General features: G+C 62.5%; 21 protein-coding genes. 8 read left to right on the top strand and 13 right to left on the bottom strand.

The annotated features are described in order from the left end of the window. Positions 1-3: 3 nt before the first annotated feature. Positions 4-732: an orotate phosphoribosyltransferase gene (locus ACP5E6_RS10855; protein WP_427954258.1), complete on the bottom strand. Its 729-nt coding sequence runs from the start codon at positions 730-732 to the stop codon at positions 4-6. A gap of 113 nt (positions 733-845) precedes the next feature. Here ACP5E6_RS10855 and ACP5E6_RS10850 point away from each other — a divergent pair, with 113 nt between their 5' ends. Both ACP5E6_RS10850 and ACP5E6_RS10845 read left to right on the top strand, forming a co-directional pair. Then, entirely contained in the window at positions 846-2,075 is a 1,230-nt protein-coding gene (locus ACP5E6_RS10850; RefSeq protein ID WP_427954257.1) for an NADP-dependent isocitrate dehydrogenase, read from the top strand. A 55-nt stretch (positions 2,076-2,130) separates the two neighbouring features. Next, positions 2,131-3,138 carry an LLM class flavin-dependent oxidoreductase gene (locus ACP5E6_RS10845; protein WP_427954256.1) on the top strand — a complete coding sequence of 336 codons (1,008 nt, stop codon included), beginning with the start codon at positions 2,131-2,133 and terminating at the stop codon, positions 3,136-3,138. Positions 3,139-3,143: 5 nt separating this feature from the next. On the opposite strand, the gene ACP5E6_RS10840 is transcribed toward ACP5E6_RS10845, so the two are convergent. Together ACP5E6_RS10840 and ettA are read right to left on the bottom strand one after the other, a co-directional pair. After that, positions 3,144-3,656: a GNAT family N-acetyltransferase gene (locus tag ACP5E6_RS10840; RefSeq protein ID WP_427954255.1), complete on the bottom strand. Its 513-nt coding sequence runs from the start codon at positions 3,654-3,656 to the stop codon at positions 3,144-3,146. Between the two features lie 20 nt (positions 3,657-3,676). Further along, complete coding sequence (gene ettA, locus ACP5E6_RS10835; protein ID WP_427954254.1) at positions 3,677-5,356, bottom strand: energy-dependent translational throttle protein EttA; 1,680 nt, start codon at positions 5,354-5,356, stop codon at positions 3,677-3,679. Between the two features lie 231 nt (positions 5,357-5,587). Between ettA and ACP5E6_RS10830 the strand changes: the two genes are divergently transcribed. After that, a complete protein-coding gene (locus ACP5E6_RS10830; protein ID WP_427954253.1) occupies positions 5,588-5,875 on the top strand; it encodes a hypothetical protein in 288 nt (95 codons plus the stop codon). 42 nt (positions 5,876-5,917) lie between these two features. Here ACP5E6_RS10830 and ACP5E6_RS10825 read toward each other — a convergent pair whose 3' ends face one another. Continuing rightward, the gene (locus ACP5E6_RS10825; protein ID WP_427954252.1) at positions 5,918-6,115 is read right to left on the bottom strand and encodes a heavy-metal-associated domain-containing protein; all 198 of its coding nucleotides are present in this window, start codon (positions 6,113-6,115) and stop codon (positions 5,918-5,920) included. A 74-nt stretch (positions 6,116-6,189) separates the two neighbouring features. Continuing rightward, entirely contained in the window at positions 6,190-6,612 is a 423-nt protein-coding gene (locus ACP5E6_RS10820; RefSeq protein WP_427954251.1) for a dihydroneopterin aldolase, read from the bottom strand. A gap of 129 nt (positions 6,613-6,741) precedes the next feature. On the opposite strand from ACP5E6_RS10820, the gene ACP5E6_RS10815 reads away from it, so the two are divergent. Continuing rightward, positions 6,742-7,173, top strand: coding sequence for a CHRD domain-containing protein (locus ACP5E6_RS10815; RefSeq protein ID WP_427954250.1), 432 nt, complete (start codon positions 6,742-6,744; stop codon positions 7,171-7,173). 90 nt (positions 7,174-7,263) lie between these two features. On the opposite strand, the gene ACP5E6_RS10810 is transcribed toward ACP5E6_RS10815, so the two are convergent. The 8 genes from ACP5E6_RS10810 to ACP5E6_RS10775 form a co-directional block, all read right to left on the bottom strand. Further along, a complete protein-coding gene (locus ACP5E6_RS10810; RefSeq protein ID WP_427954249.1) occupies positions 7,264-7,551 on the bottom strand; it encodes a high-potential iron-sulfur protein in 288 nt (95 codons plus the stop codon). Between the two features lie 179 nt (positions 7,552-7,730). Next, a complete protein-coding gene (locus ACP5E6_RS10805) occupies positions 7,731-8,708 on the bottom strand; it encodes a quinone oxidoreductase family protein (RefSeq protein WP_427954248.1) in 978 nt (325 codons plus the stop codon). 81 nt (positions 8,709-8,789) lie between these two features. After that, positions 8,790-9,188 (bottom strand): DUF4149 domain-containing protein, encoded by a 399-nt coding sequence (locus ACP5E6_RS10800; RefSeq protein ID WP_427954247.1) that lies wholly within the window; start codon positions 9,186-9,188, stop codon positions 8,790-8,792. A gap of 11 nt (positions 9,189-9,199) precedes the next feature. Beyond that, positions 9,200-10,522, bottom strand: a complete 1,323-nt coding sequence (gene ahcY / locus ACP5E6_RS10795; RefSeq protein ID WP_427954246.1) for an adenosylhomocysteinase — start codon at positions 10,520-10,522, stop codon at positions 9,200-9,202. 123 nt (positions 10,523-10,645) lie between these two features. Next, positions 10,646-11,920, bottom strand: a complete 1,275-nt coding sequence (gene rho, locus ACP5E6_RS10790; protein ID WP_427954245.1) for a transcription termination factor Rho — start codon at positions 11,918-11,920, stop codon at positions 10,646-10,648. 401 nt (positions 11,921-12,321) lie between these two features. Beyond that, positions 12,322-13,686, bottom strand: coding sequence for an alpha,alpha-trehalose-phosphate synthase (UDP-forming) (locus tag ACP5E6_RS10785; protein WP_427954244.1), 1,365 nt, complete (start codon positions 13,684-13,686; stop codon positions 12,322-12,324). Further along, complete coding sequence (gene otsB / locus ACP5E6_RS10780; protein WP_427954243.1) at positions 13,683-14,381, bottom strand: trehalose-phosphatase; 699 nt, start codon at positions 14,379-14,381, stop codon at positions 13,683-13,685. Before otsB ends, ACP5E6_RS10785 begins: the two co-directional genes overlap by 4 nt. Positions 14,382-14,464: 83 nt before the next feature. Further along, complete coding sequence (locus ACP5E6_RS10775; RefSeq protein WP_427954242.1) at positions 14,465-15,976, bottom strand: ArnT family glycosyltransferase; 1,512 nt, start codon at positions 15,974-15,976, stop codon at positions 14,465-14,467. Between the two features lie 142 nt (positions 15,977-16,118). Here ACP5E6_RS10775 and ACP5E6_RS10770 point away from each other — a divergent pair, with 142 nt between their 5' ends. The 4 genes from ACP5E6_RS10770 to ACP5E6_RS10755 are packed head-to-tail and all read left to right on the top strand — an operon-like array spanning position 16,119 to position 18,743. Further along, positions 16,119-17,303: a PQQ-binding-like beta-propeller repeat protein gene (locus tag ACP5E6_RS10770; RefSeq protein WP_427954241.1), complete on the top strand. Its 1,185-nt coding sequence runs from the start codon at positions 16,119-16,121 to the stop codon at positions 17,301-17,303. A gap of 29 nt (positions 17,304-17,332) precedes the next feature. Beyond that, entirely contained in the window at positions 17,333-17,785 is a 453-nt protein-coding gene (locus tag ACP5E6_RS10765; protein WP_427954240.1) for a copper chaperone PCu(A)C, read from the top strand. Next, complete coding sequence (locus ACP5E6_RS10760) at positions 17,782-18,120, top strand: c-type cytochrome (RefSeq protein ID WP_427954239.1); 339 nt, start codon at positions 17,782-17,784, stop codon at positions 18,118-18,120. The genes ACP5E6_RS10765 and ACP5E6_RS10760 overlap by 4 nt, the downstream gene beginning before the upstream one ends. After that, on the top strand, positions 18,117-18,743 hold the full coding sequence (locus tag ACP5E6_RS10755; RefSeq protein ID WP_427954238.1) for an SCO family protein: 627 nt from the start codon (positions 18,117-18,119) through the stop codon (positions 18,741-18,743). The genes ACP5E6_RS10760 and ACP5E6_RS10755 overlap by 4 nt, the downstream gene beginning before the upstream one ends. The last annotated feature ends 25 nt before the right edge of the window (positions 18,744-18,768 follow it).

Here is an 18,768-nt window from a genome sequence, read left to right as displayed (position 1 = left end):
GCGTCACTTCGAGGCTTTATGCGCCGCGGCCTCCTCGGCACTGGTCACGCCCCCATGCGCCGCTGACCAAGCGACCGGGTTTTCCAGGAATTTCCGCACGCCGGCCAGTGTCGCTTCGGGGAAATAATCCCCACCCCGGCAGGCCTCCAGCACATCCCACCACGTGCAGAGGTGGTGCAATGATATTCCCATCTCCGCCAGCTTGTTCAGACTGCCGGGAAACACGCCGTAGAAAAATACCACGAACACATGATCGCAGATCGCTCCGGCGTCGCGCAGCGCTGTTGCGAACTGGATTTTCGACCCACCGTCGGTGGTCAAATCCTCGACCAGCAGCGTGTTCTTGCCCTCCGGCACATCGCCCTCGATCAGCGCGTTACGCCCGAATCCCTTGGGTTTCTTGCGCACATAGGCCATCGGCAGCGCCATGCGGTCGGCAATCCAGGCCGCGTAGGGAATCCCCGCGGTTTCGCCGCCGGCCACCGCCTCGATCGTTTCGAACCCGATCTGGCGGGTCAGTTTCTCGACCGCCAGTTCGCAGATTTTGGCGCGGGCGCGCGGAAAATAAATGATCTTGCGGCAATCGATGTACACCGGCGCCTTCCAGCCCGACGTGAAGGTATAGGCTTCCTCCGGCCGGAAATTCACCGCCTTGATCTCCAGCAGAATCCGCGCCGCGGTCAATGCCGCATCCCGGTCCCAGTCACTTGCATGTCCCATGCTCGGCGCCATCATACACTCTCCAAAACTGCACCGGTCCTAAAACACCCCTGACCTGCCGTCCACTGGCTTGCCCCTCGGGCAATCGGTGATAGACAATGAAAAATCCGAGCAAGGAGCGAGACATGGCAAAGATCAAGGTCAAGAACCCCATCGTCGAGATGGACGGCGATGAAATGACCCGCATCATCTGGGGCTTCATCAAGGAAAAACTGATCCTGCCCTATCTCGACGTCGATCTGAAATACTACGATCTCGGCATCGAAAACCGCGACGCGACGGACGACAAAGTCACGGTGGAATCGGCCCTGGCGACCAAGGAGTTCGGTGTTGCGGTCAAATGCGCCACCATCACCCCCGATGAAGCGCGCGTCGCCGAATTCGGCCTCAAACAAATGTGGCGCAGCCCGAACGGCACCATCCGCAATATTCTCGACGGTACGATCTTCCGCGAACCGATCATCTGCCGCAACGTTCCTCGCCTGGTGCCGCACTGGTCCGAGCCGATCGTGATCGGTCGTCACGCCTATGGTGACATCTATCGTGCGGTCGAGACCAGAATCCCCGGCGCCGGCAAGGTACAGCTCTCCTACATCCCCGCCGATGGCGGCAAGCCGATCATTCTGGATGTGCATGATTTCAAGGGTCCCGGCGTTGCGCTTGCGATGCACAACACCAAAGCCTCGATCGAAGGTTTTGCCCGCGCCAGCTTCAACTATGCCCTGCTGCGCAACTACCCGGTCTATCTCTCGACCAAGAACACCATCCTCAAAGCCTATGACGGCATGTTCAAGGATTTGTTCCAGGCCATTTTCGACGCGGAGTTCAAAGCCGCGTTCGAAGCGCACAACCTCACCTACGAGCATCGCCTGATCGATGACATGGTCGCCTCCGCGCTGAAATGGAACGGTGGCTATCTCTGGGCTTGCAAGAATTACGACGGTGACGTGCAGAGCGACATCGTCGCCCAGGGCTTCGGCAGCCTCGGCCTGATGACCTCCGTGCTGATGAGTCCGGACGGCAGAACCGTCGAAAGCGAAGCCGCGCATGGCACCGTCACCCGCCACTATCGCGAACATCAGAAGGGCCGCCCGACCAGCACCAACCCGATCGCCAGCATCTTCGCCTGGACTCGCGGCCTCGCCTATCGCGGCAAATTTGATCAGACGCCGGAGGTCACCGAATTTGCCGAAACCCTGGAGCGCGTCTGCGTCGAAACCGTCGAAGCCGGTTTCATGACCAAGGATCTTGCCGGCTTGATCGGCAAGAATCAGCCCTGGATGACGACGCAGGATTTTCTCGCCAAACTCGATGAAAATCTGCACGCCGCCATGGCTCATCGCAAAGCGGCATAGATCATATTAATTGGTCGAGCTGACAAGGACCGTAGGCCGTCCCCATCTAGTTAAAATGAACACCGTTCCATTCTCAGTCCTGGATCTTGCGCCGATCCCCGAAGGGTCGACTGCCCGCGAGGCGCTGTGCAACGCCACCGACCTTGCACAGCACGCTGAAAGCCTGGGTTTCAAACGCTACTGGCTCGCCGAGCATCACAACATGCCCGGCATCGCCAGTGCCGCAACGGCCGTGGTCATCGCCCATGTCGCGTCCGCCACGCGCGCGATCCGTGTCGGCTCCGGCGGGGTGATGCTGCCGAACCACGCGCCGCTGATCATCGCCGAACAATTCGGCACCCTTGCCGCCCTGCATCCCGGCCGCATCGACCTCGGTCTCGGCCGCGCGCCGGGGACCGATCCTTCGACTACCAGAGCCTTGCGGCGCGATGTCGGGCGTGCCGACAATTTCCCGCAGGACGTGCTCGAATTGCAATCCTATTTCCGCCCCGCTCCACCGGACCAGCGCGTGCGCGCCGTGCCGGGTGCCGGGTTGGATGTGCCGCTCTGGCTGCTGGGGTCGAGCACCTACTCGGCCGAATGCGCCGCCGCATTCGGCCTGCCCTTCGCCTTCGCCGCGCATTTCGCACCCGATCTGCTCTCCGAGGCCCTGCATATCTACCGCTCGCGCTTCACGCCCTCGTCACAATTGGCGCGACCCTACGCGATGGTGTGTCTCACGGTATGCGCCGCCGAGACGGATGCACGGGCGGCGCATCTGTTCACGTCCCAGCAGCAGGCCTTCGTCAATCTGCGGCGCGGCCGGCCGGGCAAATTGCCCGCGCCCGCGCCGATGGCGGATATCTGGTCGCCGCAGGAGCGGGCTCAGGTCGAGCACGCCCTGATGTACGCGATCGTCGGCGCACCCGGCACAATCGAATCGCGCCTCTCCGACTTCATTGCGACGCATCAGCCCGACGAGGTGATGGTGACCGCGATGATCCACGACCATGAGGCGCGCAAGCACAGCTACACCTTGATCGCCGCGCTCGCGGCTGCCCGCAACCGTAGCGTCGCCGCATAGACGCTTTATCGGGCGAGGCTCTGATAGATCAGCATTGGGGTCTCGTTGCGAACGAACGCGTCGATCTCGATCATGCCGATCGATCCCAGAACCGTGCGGCTGGCAAAATTATCCGCCCGCGAGACGGCGATGATGCTGGGTAGCCCCGCCCGGTCATGGCCATAACGCAACGCCGCCGCTGCGGCTTCGCGCGCGAGTCCCGCCCCCCGCATCTCCGGCCAGAGTGCGAACCGCAAGGCAATCCCGCGTCCGTCCGGCCGATCGGCGAGGCCGGTGAGGCCGATGAAATTGCCGGTGTGCAATCCCCGCACCGTCCACATCCCGTAGCCGTGTCGTCCCCATAGCCCGATATCCTCGGCGAGTTCCTCGGCCGCGCGCGCGCGCGAGCGCACCCCGCCCAGCATCAGCGCAAAGGCGCGCGGATCGGTCTTTAGCGCGGTCAGATCCGCGAGATCACCCCAGCCGACCGGATCGAGGCGCAACCGGGACGTGGTGACGCGCCAGGTGGGATTGGTCATGCCGGGGTACCACCCCGCGCCTAGCGGGTCAGTGGGCGATATTTGATGCGATGCGGCTCGGTGGCATCGGCGCCGAGGCGGCGGCGCTTGTCCTCCTCGTAATCCTGGAAATTGCCTTGGAACCATTCGACGTGGCTATCGCCCTCGAACGCCAGGATATGGGTGGCGAGCCGATCGAGAAACCAGCGGTCATGCGAGATAATGACAGCACAACCCGGAAATTCCATCAGGGCTTCCTCGAGGGCGCGCAGCGTATCGACATCGAGATCGTTGGTCGGTTCATCGAGCAGAATGACATTGTGTTCGCCCTTGAGCATTTTGGCGAGGTGCACCCGATTGCGTTCACCGCCCGAGAGAATGCCGACTTTCTTCTGCTGGTCGGACCCCTTGAAGTTGAACGCGCCGACATACGCTCGCGACGGCACCGAACGTTTTCCAAGCGTAATCACATCGGTACCGCCCGAGATTTCCTCCCAAACCGATTTGTCCGGGTTGAGACTGTCGCGCGACTGATCGACATAGCCGAGCCTCACAGTGTCACCAACGGTGAACGTGCCGCCATCGGGGTGTTCGGCACCGGTGATCATTTTGAACAAAGTCGTCTTGCCCGCCCCATTGGGGCCGATGACACCGACGATTCCGCCCGGGGGCAGCTTGAAGCTGAGCTGATCGATCAGAACATTGTTGCCGAACCCCTTGCGCAGCTCGACCGCCTCGATCACCGTGCCACCAAGGCGCGGGCCCGGCGGAATGATGATCTCGGCGACGCCCGAAACCTGCTCGTTCGATTTTGCCAGCATGTCCTCGTAGCGGGTGATGCGCGCCTGATTCTTCGCCTGCCGCGCCTTGGGCGACGCACCGATCCACTCGCGCTCCTCCCTGAGTGCGCGCTGGCGACCCGATTCCTCCTTCTCTTCCTGAGCGAGGCGTTTCTGCTTCTGTTCGAGCCATGAGGTATAATTGCCCTCGAACGGATACCCGCGCCCGCGTTCGAGTTCGAGAATCCAGTTGGTGACGTTCTCGAGGAAGTACCGGTCATGTGTCACGACGATCACGGTGCCGGCGTAACTACGCAGGGTCTTTTCCAGCCAGGCGACAGATTCAGCGTCGAGATGGTTGGTTGGCTCATCGAGCAGCAGCAGATCGGGTTTTTCCAGCAACAGCCGGCACAAGGCCACGCGCCGGCGCTCACCGCCGGACAGATTGGTGACCGGGCTTTCCGCCGGCGGGCAGCGTAGCGCATCGAGCGCGATGTCGATCCGGCGATCGAGTTCCCAGCCGTCCTTGGCGTCGATCATTTCCTGAAGTTCCGCCTGCTCGGCGAGCAGGGCGTTCATTTTATCGTCATCCATCGGCTCGGCGAATTCTTCGGAAATCGCGTTGAACCGGGCCAGCGCCGCCCGCAGATCGGCGAAGGCCAGGGCGACATTGTCCCCCACCGTCAAATCAGGCTCGAGATGCGGCTCTTGCGACAGATAGCCGATCGTTGCCCCTTCGGCGGCCCATGCCTCGCCGCCGAACTCCTTTTCGATCCCCGCCATGATCTTCAGCAGCGTCGATTTCCCCGCGCCGTTGACGCCGAGCACCCCGATTTTCACGCCCGGCAGGAATGACAGCGTGATGCCCTTGAACACCTCGCGCCCGCCAGGGAAGGCTTTGGTAAGGTCTTTCATCACATAGACGTATTGATAGCTGGCCATTGGCTGATCCTGTCCGGTAAGGGCGTGGGTTGGTGCCGGTATAGGAATAGCGCGCCGCTTGAGCAACCGGCGGTGGCAAACCGATGTCACGGATTCGGTTAATCGAGTGGAAAGATTTGCCCGTTATATCCGAAACCCGTTGGAACAGCACCGATCATTTCAACATCAAGACAATAGGTCTTCTCCCCAAGCCGGTCTGTGATGGTTCCCACGTCAAACGGAGATCATATAATGTCAATAACAACCCTGCAGGGGCGGGATGTCGCCGCGCAACGCCGCGCGGACGGATTAATCGTGCCGCCCGCCGCCTTGCTGCCACCCTTCGTACGCCCGGGTGACGATGCATCGAAGCGGCCGCTCGCCTTGCCACGTTTACCCGAAGGGATTTCGTTCTTTGCCGACGTGTTTCCCTTCATCGCCGCGCTTCTGCTGATCGTCGGGTTCGTGCTGATGGCGGTGCCGATGTTTGCTCATCACGCCGCTGGATTTATGGGCGGCAGCGTGCTCGCCGGGCATTGAGGACGGATCGGTGGCGCGCGATGCCGATCCGCCGGTCGCGCGTCAGGTAACGGTATAGCCTTCCTCGACGATTGCGGCGGTGATTGCCGCGGCATCGGCGGGGGTGGCATTATCGATGTGGACAGTGCCGGTCGGAAGGTCGATCGCCACCTTGGCATCGGCCGCGACGCTGTGGACCGCCTCGGTCACCGCGCGAACGCAATGGTTGCAGGTCATGCCATCAACGTGGAGTTCAAGCATCGTCGTCTTCCTTCATGGTGGTAACGGCCGGCTTGATAGCGCGGACCGGTTGGGATGGGAACGTCACGATCGTCTCAGCGGCGTCGTTCGATCTCGACGCCGGCGGATGCGGCATCAGGGAAGACATCGAGCTTTTCCACCCTAACCCGAACCAGGATCACGCGGGGATCGGTCAGGCAGAGTTCAGCAACGCGCTCGGCAAGGGTTTCGACGAGTTGGACATGACCCGAAGCCACCGTCGCGCGGGTGTCGTTGACGATTTTTTCATAGTCGACCACGCGGGCCAAATCGTCACGACCAACGCCGGGGCGAGAGAACTGCCGGCTGACGGGGTTGACGACATCTTCCTCGATCGCGAGGTCGAGATTGATGCGGATGCGCTGGGTCCGGTCGTGCTCATGGGCATACACACCAATCGCGGCATCGAGCACCAAATCGCGGATGAACATGCGGCGGATGCTGGATGCGGCATCGGCGCTGGATGAAATGTCCTTCATCAGCGGGATCTGCGCCGCAAATCTGTGTCGTGCAAGCATTTCAACGCATGGATGCCTTCTTGCCGCCACAACGGCGACCCCATATGCGCTACACGGTATTTGTGCCGTTGTCTCAAGGGGAGATTCTTCATGCGCCTATCCGCCGCCCGCCTGATGCCGTTGACCGCTGCCGCTTTCATTGCGTTCACCGGCGTCGCCATGGCCAAAGTCGTTCATCTGCATGCCACTCTCGCACCCGGCGCCGGCGTGACCGGGTCGATGGGCAAAGGCACGATGATCGGTCGTTACAACACCAAAACCCATATGCTCTACTGGCATGTGAACTACAGCCACCTGACCAGCAAGGTCACGATGGCGCATTTCCATGGTCCGGCGAAGCCGGGTGAGAACGCGCCGGTGCTGGTGCCGATCAGCGGGCCGCATGCGAGCCCGATCGTGGGGCACGCCAAGATTACGGCGGCACAGGCCAAGATCATTCTCGATGGCATGTCATATGTGAATGTTCACACCGTGAAGTTTCCGGCCGGTGAAATTCGCGGACAGGTCGAGACCGGTAAATAAGCTTCGGTCAGACCGCAACGGGAAACGCCCAGTCCGGATGGACTGGGCGTTTTTTTGTGATCGTTCAGATCAGGCCGGGCGTGGTGCCGATCAGGATTTCGGGCTCCACAGGGTGCACCAGCCGGCCGGGTCGATGGCGCCGGCGACGGCCTTGCACTTGCCCTTGGCGGTCGGCGTCGGGCCAGGGATCCACAGGGCGCAGGCATCGCAGCGATGGCCGTCCTTCGGCTTGTCCTGATACTGAACGGCAGACTGGGCCATGCCGGCGGCCTTGGCCGATTGTGTGACGGCCACGCCGGCAACGGCGATCGCGGCAGAAATGCCAGCGGCTTTTTTGAGCAGGTCGCGGCGGCCGTCGAACTTCGGATTTTCGGACATTGTTTAACTCCTGTTTATCGTGATGAACTGGCAGTCAAGGCTAACGTAACGAAACAAAGGTATTTTAAGGCCTGATGAAGGTTCGGCAAGCTCAATTTCCCGATATATCATCAAGTTGGAACATATTTGCACGAAAACATGGCTCGATCGTGGCACACACATCGATGTGATCGGCGCGGTCAGGGGATCAGGATGGTGCTGCCGGTGGTATGGCGGGATTCGAGAGCTTCCTGCGCGGCGGCGGCCTGTTCGAGCGGGAAGGTTTGGTTGACCCTGATTTTGACGGCGCCGGCGGCGACCACATCGAATAAATCGGCGGTGACAGCGAGCAGATCGGATCGGGTGGCCGTGTAGGTCGCAAGCGTCGGGCGGGTGAGGAACAGGCTACCCTTGGCGGCGAGCATGCTGAGCTCGACCGGCGGCACCGGACCGGAGGCGTTGCCATAGCTGACCATCAGGCCAAGCGGGGCGAGGCTGTCGAGGCTGGGGGTGAATGTGTCCTTGCCGACTGAATCATAGACCACCGGTACCATCGCGCCGTCGGTCAGGCGTTTGATGTCAGCCGCCAGATTGGCATGGCCAACGATGACGTGGGCGGCGCCGTGGGCGCGGGCAACCTCGGCTTTTTCATCGGTCGAGACCACGCCGATCACTGTGGCGCCGATATGCTTGGCCCATTGGCAGAGGATCAGCCCGACTCCACCGGCGGCGGCATGGACCAGGATGGTCTCGCCGCTCCGCACCTTGTAGGTGCGGCGGAGCAGGTATTGCGCGGTCATGCCCTGAAGCATCATGGCCGCACCGGTGGCGAAATCGATACTGTCCGGCAGTTTCACGAGACGGTCGGCGGCGATGACGCGTTCGGTGGCGTAGGCGCCGATCGGGCCGCCAGCATAAGCGACGCGATCGCCGATTGCGACTTCGGTGACGCCGGCACCGATCGCACGCACCACGCCCGCCCCCTCCATGCCGAGGGTCGCGGGGAGATGAGGAATTTTGTAGAGACCGATGCGGAAATAGATATCAATATAATTCAGCCCGACCGCTTCATGATGGATCAGGGCCTCGCCCGGTCCGGGCTCCGGTGTCGGCACCGACTCCCAGCGCAGAACGTCAGGCCCGCCATGGGCATGGATGCGAATCGCTTTGGTGCTCAAGGTCGAATACTCCCGGTGACGCGTCGTGCGACCCTGCGAGGCTGTTGCGGTTGTGTCAAGACCAATGGACTCGTGCGGTGATCAGCCGGCCAGACCGGCCAGAAGAAGAACCACGACGACGAACTCGATGCCATTGGCATAGACCGACAAGCGGTGCGCGCGGTCGAACGCCGCTTTTTGTCCGGCATCGCGCAGGGCATTGATATGGGGAATCCATTCGAGCCAGAGCCACAGCGTGGCAGCGGTGATCAGAACGGCACCGAGCGCGTACCACGGGTTGCCCCGGACCAGCAGGCCGAAGGCAGCGATGGCGGAGGCGATCACCACATAGAGATAATAGCGCGGGAAGGTGGCGCGGATGAAGGGGCCGGAGATGTCGGCCGGAAGTTTGCTGAAGACCAGCGGGGTCATGATGGTTCCGAAGAACAGCATGCCGCCAAGGAGCGCCGCCAATCCCATCACGGCCAGAAACCCGCCCATCCGCGTGATCCTCAATACCGGTATTCGTCGTGCTTGAACGGGCCTGTCCGCGACACGCCGATATATTCGGCCTGGGCGGGGGAAAGCATGGTCAGTGCCGCGCCAACCTTGGCGAGGTGGAGTGCCGCGACTTTTTCATCGAGGTGCTTGGGCAGGACATAGACCTGATTTTCATACTTGCCTGCCGGCGCGGTCCATAGTTCGATCTGGGCGAGGACCTGATTGGTAAAGCTCGCCGACATCACGAAACTCGGATGTCCGGTTGCGTTGCCGAGATTGACCAGACGGCCTTCGGACAGGACGATCAGACGTTTGCCATCGGGGAACACGACTTCATCAACCTGCGGCTTGACGTTTTCCCAGCGGTAGTTGCGCAGCGCCTCGATCTGGATCTCGCTGTCGAAATGGCCGATATTGCAGACAATGGCGCGGTTTTTCATCGCACGCATATGGTCGGCGGTGATCACGTCGATATTGCCGGTGGCGGTCACGAAAATATCGCCGCGCGATGCGGCGGTATCCATGGTGACAACCTCGTAGCCTTCCATTGCGGCCTGGAGCGCGCAGATCGGGTCGATTTCGGTGACCAGCACCCGGCAGCCGGCGTTGCGCAGCGAAGCGGCGGAGCCTTTGCCGACATCGCCGAACCCGGCGACCACGGCGATTTTGCCGGCCATCATGACATCGGTGCCGCGACGAATGCCATCGACCAACGATTCACGGCAGCCGTAGAGATTGTCGAATTTCGATTTGGTGACGCTGTCGTTCACGTTGATCGCGGGGCAGAGCAATTGCCCGGCTTTCACCATGTCGCGCAGGCGATGCACGCCGGTGGTGGTCTCCTCGGAAATGCCGCGTACATCCTTCAGCATCTCGGGATATTTGTCGTGCATCAGCTTGGTGAGATCGCCGCCATCGTCGAGGATCATGTTCGGCGTCCAGACGCTGCCGTCCGGCTGGACGGGGCCGCGCACCGTCTGTTCGATGCACCAGTTGAATTCCTCTTCGTTCATGCCTTTCCAGGCGAACACCGGCACCCCGGCGGCTGCGACGCCGGCAGCCGCGTGGTCCTGCGTCGAAAAGATGTTGCAGGACGACCAGCGGACGGTGGCGCCAAGCGCCGTCAAGGTTTCGATCAGCACGGCGGTCTGGATCGTCATGTGCAGGCAGCCGGCGATGCGGGCACCCTTCAGGGGTTTGGAGGCGCCGAATTCAGTGCGCAGCGCCATCAGGCCCGGCATCTCGGTTTCGGCCATGCTGATTTCCTTGCGGCCCCACTCGGCCAGGCTGAAATCGCGGACTTTGTAATCGTGATGGGGCATCGCGTCGGGCATGGTGCGTCCTTAAATTAGAAGACAGGTAAGTAGTTCTTTTTTATAAAAAAGAACCAAAAAATTTTCAATTAATAAGAGTGTTTTGGTTCTTTTTTGCAAAAAAGAACCCTTCCTTCCCTTACGTCAGGTGTTCATCGCCTCGAAGAAGTCGCTGTTGGTTTTGCTATATTTCAGCTTGTCGAGCAAGAATTCCATCGCCTCGGAGGCGCCCATCGGGTTCAGAATCCGGCGCAGCACCCACATTTTCGAGAGTGTGGCGCGTTCGACCAGCAATTCTTCCTTGCGGGTGCCGGATTTGGTGATGTCGATCGAGGGGAAGGTCCGCTTGTCGGAGAGTTTGCGGTCGAGGATGATTTCCGAATTGCCGGTGCCTTTGAATTCCTCGAAAATCACCTCGTCCATGCGTGACCCGGTGTCGATCAGCGCGGTCGCGATGATGGTGAGCGAACCGCCTTCCTCGATATTGCGGGCCGCACCGAAGAAGCGTTTGGGTTTCTGCAACGCATTGGCATCGACACCGCCGGTCAGCACCTTGCCTGAGCTTGGCACCACGGCGTTGTAAGCGCGGGCGAGGCGGGTGATGCTGTCGAGCAGAATGACCACGTCGCGCTTGTGCTCGACCAGGCGCTTGGCCTTTTCGAGCACCATTTCGGTGACCTGGACATGGCGGGTCGCCGGTTCGTCGAAGGTCGAGGCGACCACCTCGCCCTTCACGGTGCGGGCCATGTCAGTCACTTCCTCGGGCCGTTCGTCGATCAGCAGCACGATCAGGAAGGCTTCGGGATGATTGGTCGAGATCGAGGTGGCGATGCTCTGCAGCATCACGGTCTTGCCGGTGCGCGGCGGGGCCACGATCAAGGCGCGCTGGCCCTTGCCGATCGGTGAGATCAGGTCGATCACCCGCGCGGTATTGTCCTTCTGCTGGCCTTTCGGCGGCGGGCCGGCGTTTTCGATTTCCATCTGCAACCGTGAGGTCGGGTACAGCGGGGTCAGATTGTCGAAATTGATCCGGTGACGCACCGCATCGGGCGGTTCGAAATTGATGGTCTCGACCTTCTGGAGCGAGAAATACCGCTCGCCTTCCTTGGGCGCGCGAATTTCCCCGGCGACCGTATCGCCGGTGCGCAAACCGAAGCGGCGCATCTGGGCAGGGGAGACATAGATATCGTCGGGGCCGGGAAGGTAATTGCTCTGCGGGCTGCGCAGGAAGGCGAAACCGTCCGGTAGCGTCTCCAGCGTGCCGTCGCCATGGATCGCCTGGTCGTTCTCGGCGTAGGCTTTGAGGATCGCGAACATCATGTCCTGCTTGCGCAGGCTCGATGCGTTCTCGACCTGCAATTCCTCGGCGAGGTTGAGCAGGTCGGTGGGGGATTTGGCCTTAAGTTCGGCGAGATTCATATGTGTCCGCTATGGATGAGGGGCCCGGATGCGTGACGGATCAGGGCACTTTAAAAGGGGAATGCGCCCGATGAGGCGCGGGGACCGGGCGTGTCTGTCCCGACGATGTGTTCATGACCGATGGGGGCGACCGGGTCAAGGGGCGTCGCGGGAGATCACACGGCTTCGGTAGCCAGAGCCGCCCGGCAAGCGTTTTTTGCGGCTATTTTTTCAGAAAACGCGCGTGGCTGCCGTGCCTGCGTTACAGAACGGGTGCGGAACACGGGCAAGCCCCGATTTGACCGTGATCTCGGTCATGAAACTTCGATTTGAAAATTTATATTACAAAAACTCATATAAAATAAAGAAGTTAACTATAAAACGCAGTATTTTATACAATTTTACTGTAATTTGTGATCGGTTTATCGATACAAATGAGCCAGGAAGTCCCGGCAGAATGAGGCGGCAGTGGTGCGGCGCACTTTGGCAAGCAAAGCGGCGTGGCGGGCTTTGCGTTCCTCGAGCGGCATGATCAGCCCGGTGTGCATCGCATCGGCCACCGCATCGGCGTCGTAGGGGTTGACGATGAGCGCCTCGGTGAGCTCCTCGGCGGCGCCGGCGAAGCGCGAGAGCACCAGCACACCGGGGTCGGTGGCATCCTGTGCGGCGACGAATTCCTTCGCGACCAGATTCATCCCATCACGCAACGGCGTGACGAGGGCGATGCGGGCGAGGCGATAGAAGCCCGCGATCGTGTTGCGATTGACCGTGCGGGTCATGTAGCGCAGCGGCGTCCAGTCGAAATCGGAATAGGCACCGTTGATATCACCGGCTTTGCGGTCGAGTTCGCGGCGGAGCGACTGGTAACGATCGACATCCTCGCGCGAACGGGCGGCGATCTGGAGCAGACTGATCCGGCGCAGATGTTCGGGGTAGCGATGCAGCAGCTGGCCGAAGGCATCGAAGCGCTGCGGCAGACCCTTGGTATAGTCGAGCCGGTCGACGCCGATGACCAGCGCGCGGCCAACCAGGCTTTCGATCAACCGTTTGGTCTCGGCCATGCCGGCGGCACGGCGGGCGGTGCGGGCGAACCCCTCGGCATCGATGCCGATGGGGGCGACAATGGTTTCGGTGCGATGATCATTATGGGTGAAGCCATGATGGGCATCGGGCCGCACGCCCATGCAGGAGGCGACCGATTCCAGGAAATTCATCCGATCGCCATGGGTCTGGAAGCCGATCAGGTCGGCGGCGGCGAGGGCGCGGACCAGAACCGCGGCGGAGGGCAGTACATGCAGCACGGCGGGCGGCACGAAGGGGATATGGAGGAAAAACCCGATCCGGTTGGTAACCCCCCGCCGGCGGAGTGCCTCGGGCAAGGTGAGCAGCTGGTAGTCGTGAATCCAGATGATGTCGTCCGGGCGCAGAAGCGGTTTCAACCGGTCGGCGAAGGTCTCATTGACCGAGAGATAGCCCTCGTAATCGTCGCGTTTGAAATCCAGCAAACCGGTGCGATAGTGCAACAGCGGCCAGAGCGCGGCGTTCGAAAATCCGACGTAATAGCGACGGTAATCGGCTTCGCTGAGGTCGATCGTGGCATAGGTCAGGCCGCCGTGCTCGACGATGGTCGCGGCCTCCGAGGTGACGGCGGCGCGCTTGCCGGACCAGCCGAACCAGACCGAACCCGGTGTCATCGCATCGACCAGCGCCACCGCGAGACCGCCGGCCCGGGCGCCACGCTCGGTTGGCAGCGACACCCGGTTCGAGACGATGACGAGACGGCTCATCGACACGGTGCCGTCACGGCGCGCGCCAGCCAAATCCGCACCGCGCTCGTCGAGCCGGCAAAATCGCGATGGACATGCAGGCCGACGCCGCCGAGCGCCCTGGCGGCAGCGATCGCGGCCTCATCGGTGGTGTCGTCACCGACGAACACCGGCGATCGTCCCGCAAAGGGGGGTCGGCCCATGAACCATCTCAACGCGCCCCCCTTGTCGACGCCGGTCGGGCGGATCTCCCAGGCCATGGCGGCGGCGAGGATCTCGACATCCGGGTCATCGGCAATCAGTCGATCGATCAGCGCGTGAAGGGCCGGTCCATAGACAGGGGCGCGTCGGAAATGCGCCACCAGGGTGAATTGCTTTTCCTCGATCACCACGCCCGGCATCGTGGCCGCGGCCTCGCATAGCGCCTGCCGCCATGCCGGGCGGTTCGCCGTGGTCTCGATCGGGTGGTGGATCGCGCCCACCGGATCGCGGCAGACGAACCCGTGCTCAGCGCCTGCGGGCAGCGGCGATCCGGTGACCGCATCGATGTCGGCAAGGGTCCGGCCCGACAGCACCGCCAGCGCGCCATCACGCCCGGCGGCCAGATCGGCCATCAGCCGGGGCAGGTCGCGCGGCACCACGACCTCGGCGGGAGTCGCGGCGAAATCAAGGAGTGTACCGTCCAGATCGAGGAACAACGCATGGTCTCGTGTCAACTCGGGGATCATCGCCATGAGATGGGCAGTAACGCTACCCCGATCAAGCAAATCCGCTCAGCCGTGGATCGGCGATTGCGTCATCACCCCGGCGACAGCGGCCAGGACTGCAAATCATGACCCAGCAGCATCGGGATTCGCAGCAGCACGTGACCGTGATGGGTGATCGCGATCGGTTTCGCGATCGTGATGGCACGGAAACGCGGCGCGTAGCGCTTCATGATGTCGGCCTCGTTGCCCGGCATTGCCGCGATCAGAATATCGTCGCCGATCAGCGATTGCGGTGGGGTCGTGATGCCGAATTCGTGCTTGTCGCCCTCGAACACGGTCACCGGCACATCAGGCCCGAGCGCATAGGCGATCTTGCCGGCATCGAACCAGCGGAGCGCGGCCACCGCCATGTCCGGCTTCGCCAGATCGCCGCGCCGGACCAGGGCGGCGCGGAAACTGCGCCAGTCGATCACCTGTAGTTCCGGCGAGTGACCCTGCGCGAAATGCGCGTTGAAGCCTGGCACAATGTCGAAATGAAGCTCGGCGCCGATGAAAACGACCGCGGCGGTCAGCAACGAAGCGGTGGCCCAGACCCCCGCGGCGAGGCGTCGCCGCACCGAATCGCGCGCGCGCGCCGCCCAGTCGCCCAGCAGCGGGAACAGCATGAGGTAGCCGGGGGCTGCCCAGTGGAACAGGATCTTTCGGGTGGACCAGAAGGCGATGGCCGAGAACAGCACGATCGGGACCACCGCGAGCCAGGCCAGGAACCGCGCCCGGCGATCCGCCCCGCGCCGGAATCCGCCGATCAGCAGGGCGATCATCGGCACGAAGATCCACGGCGCGATGAACACCGCCTCGCCAGCCCAGACGATGAACGGGCGCAGCGGATGGATGCCGAAGCCAGTGGCGCGCGCCCCCTGGTAACCGAACGACGCCCAGTGGTTCAGCGCATTCCAGATCAGCACCGGCGAGAACACCAGCAGCGCGATCAGGCAGGCGAGCCAGGGGCCGCTACTCGCGAGCGCGCGCCGGCCCCGGGCGTCGAACATCAGAAAGGCCAGCGCCCCCAGCAGGTTCAGCGCGGCATTGTATTTCGACGTCATGGCCAGGCCGGCGCATAGTCCCGCGAGGGGCCAGAACCCCGGTTCCGGTTCGGCGCCGAGCGCCGGCCGGGCGACGCCGACCGCGCGGGCCAGCGCCCAGGCAGCCGCGACCAGAAAGAAATCGAGCGGACCATCCGGCAGGACCCAGGTGCCGAAGGCGACCGCAAACACCGGCGAGATGTTCAGCCCGGCCACCGCCCACACCGCCGCGCGGGCGCCGAACAGGCGGTTGGTCAAGCCGTACATCAACACGCCGGTCCCCGCGAACAGCAGCACGAAGGGCAGCCGCACGATGAAGGGCGAGTGCAGACCGGTCAGTCGCTGTATCGTGAGTTCCATGAACCACGACATCGGTGGATGATCGAAATACGACAACTGATAGGTGTGTGCCGCTGAGACCATGTAGCTTTCGTCGATGCCGAGACCCATGCTCGCGGCAAAGATCAGGCGGATCAGCAGGGCGGCACCGATGATGAGAGCGGCTTGGGTCGTTGGTTTCATGACCGAGCGGCATGGGCGAGGCGGCACGATGGGTCAAGATGGCATCCTTGACACATGGGAAGGTTTAGATAATTGACGTCGCCGATGGTCGCGCTGTTCAGTTCGAACCGTCGCTGCGACGTTCTGGAACAGGAAGCGCTTAATGATCAGTTCGCTGCGGCTCTATGTCCTGGCTCTGTTCGGTCTTATCCCCTGCGCCGCGGCGGCGTCGCCCGCGCCGCATGTCTTGTGGTCGGAGCAACTGAACGAGCCGATCTATGCCGCGCCGCGGGTCGGCGGCGAACAACTCTACGTGACAAGTACGCAGGGCACCGGCCCCAATGTGTTCGCCCTGAATGCCCGAAGCGGCAAAATCAGCTGGCGCTACGCGACCAGTGGCGCGATCACGGTTCCACCCACGATCGGTTCAACCCAGGTGTTCGTGGCGTCCGATATCGGCGATACCCATTTCATGCGGGCGCTGAACGCCAGGACCGGCGCGCTGGTCTGGCAATATACCCGCAACAAGCCGCCGGAGTGCATGTGCAGCCACGATGCCCACATGGGCGATGGATTGTTGTTTGCACAAACCGACGGCCACAGCCTGTACGCATTCGCACCGGTCGGCGCGATGCCCTCGCGCCGGCTTTGGCAATTCAAGGGTGATGGTGCGCGGCTGACCGCTCCGGTGACCGCGGCGGGACTCGTGCTGTTCGGCTCCGCCAACCACGATCTCTACGCGCTCGATGCCAGAACCGGTGCCGTGCGCTGGATCGCGCAAACCGGCTACGGCTTCGTCGCCGCCCCGGTCGTGAGTGGCGGTCTCGTCATCGTCGGCAATCGGGGCGGTACTGTGCACGCCTATGATGTGGCGACCGGCAAGCCCGCCTGGAGCTTAGCAACCAATGGCGCGATCAACGACCCGGTGACGGTCGATCAGGGCCGGGTCTATGTCGCGTCCGAGGACCGCAATCTCTATGCGCTCGCACTCAGGACCGGTCATCCGCTCTGGCAGCATGCCCTCGCGGATTATGCGACCTCGGCGCCACTGTCATATGACGGCGCCGTGATCCTCGCGGATCGCGCGGGCGATCTGCTGTCGGTCAATGGCGCGACCGGCAAGACGATCTGGCTTGCGCCGCTGGGCGGCACGCCGTTCTCGCCACCGATGCTGTCACGCAACGACATCGTGCTGAAAATCGGCGATCATGCGGTGGCCGCCTACGCGGCATCGACTGGCGCGCTGATTTGGCACTATATCACCAAGGCGGTCGTGACGGATCCGGTCGTGACCCCAGCCGGCGTGGCGCTGGCAACCAGCAATGGCCGGGTACTGGGCTTACAATGAACATTCCAACATCTGGGAGAGAACGGCGGATGCGCGGCATCGGTTTGGCGACCTGTCTGATCGGTGTGAGCCTGATGGCGACCCTGTGTCCAGCCGCGGCGGAATCCAACCCGATCACCGCGAACAGCGCATGGTTTCGCTACCTGCTGCCGCAGATTCCCGCCGGAGGCTTCGTAACACTGCACAACACAAGCGCCACCGACATCGTGCTCAACGGCGTGCAAACCGCCGCCTGCGGCATGGCCATGCTGCACAGGAGCGTGACCCGCAGTGGCGTCGACCGGATGGTGATGGTCAATCATGTCACGATACCGGCGCACGGCGTTTTCCGGTTTTCGCCGGGCGGGTTCCATATCATGTGCATGCAACCAAAGATGACACCGGGAACCAACGTGACCGTCAGCTTCTCGTTCCGGAATGCCCCCGATCTCGCCATTCCGTTCAAAGTCTACGGCGCGGACGGCAAGCCCGGCGCGAAATGACCCGGTCGTTGTTGCTCGCCGGATTGGCGCTGTTCCTCGGCGCGGCGGGGCCGGCGCCTGATGTGTCGCGTGGCGCGGCCATCGTCGCACATGGCACCGGCAACGGGGTGTTACCCTGCATGGCCTGTCATGGACCTGACCTGATGGGCAACGCCTCGATCGGCGCGCCCCGGATTGCGGGATTGCCGGTCGCGACCACGCGCGCGGCGTTTCGCGCGATCGCCGCCGGTCGGATGGGCCGGAACTACGTGATGAAAAACATCGCCCACGCTCTGAGTCCGCCCGAACGCGCCGCTGTCGCCGCCTATCTTGCCGGGTTGGCGAGCACACCATGACAGCACGGCGCGCGGTTCTGGCATCGGGCACCGGATTGGCGGGGGCAATGCTTCTCGCCGCCTGCCACCAGAGGTGGAAACTCGACCCGCAGGATATCGACATGCGCGGGCATTTGCCCGGCCTCGCCTTCACCATGACCGACGCCGCAACCGGCAAAACCGTGACGGCGGCGGATTATCGCGGCAAGATCGTCATTCTCTATTTCGGCTACACGAACTGCCCGGACGTCTGCCCGCTTACCCTCTACGAGATGAGCAAAATCCTGAAATCGCTCGGTGCCAAGGCTGAGGATGTCCGGTTCCTGTTCGTCACGGTCGATCCGCTGCGCGATACGCTGCCGGTGCTCGCGAAATACATCGCCCTCTACCACATGCCGGAATTCGTCGGGCTGCGCGGCAGCCCCGCACAACTTCAAGCCCTGGCCTCGCGGTTTCACGCCGGCTTCTCGGTCCACCCGTCCTCCAACCCGGCGGATTACACCGTGACGCACACCGCCGCCGCCTATGTGTTCAACCGGCACGGCAAGGCGGAATTCATCTGCGCCGGCCTCTCCGCGAAATCGCCGGATCTCGCGGGGATTACGCGGGATTTGCGGCATCTGGTTCAGACGGATCGGGTTTAGAGCGATATGCGATTAAGTTGACGCG

This window comes from Acidiphilium sp., from assembly GCF_049977125.1.
Taxonomy (GTDB): Bacteria; Pseudomonadota; Alphaproteobacteria; order Acetobacterales; family Acetobacteraceae; genus Acidiphilium.
The sequence above is the reverse complement of the archived record's forward strand: the minus strand, read 5'-3'. Positions and strand labels throughout refer to the sequence as shown.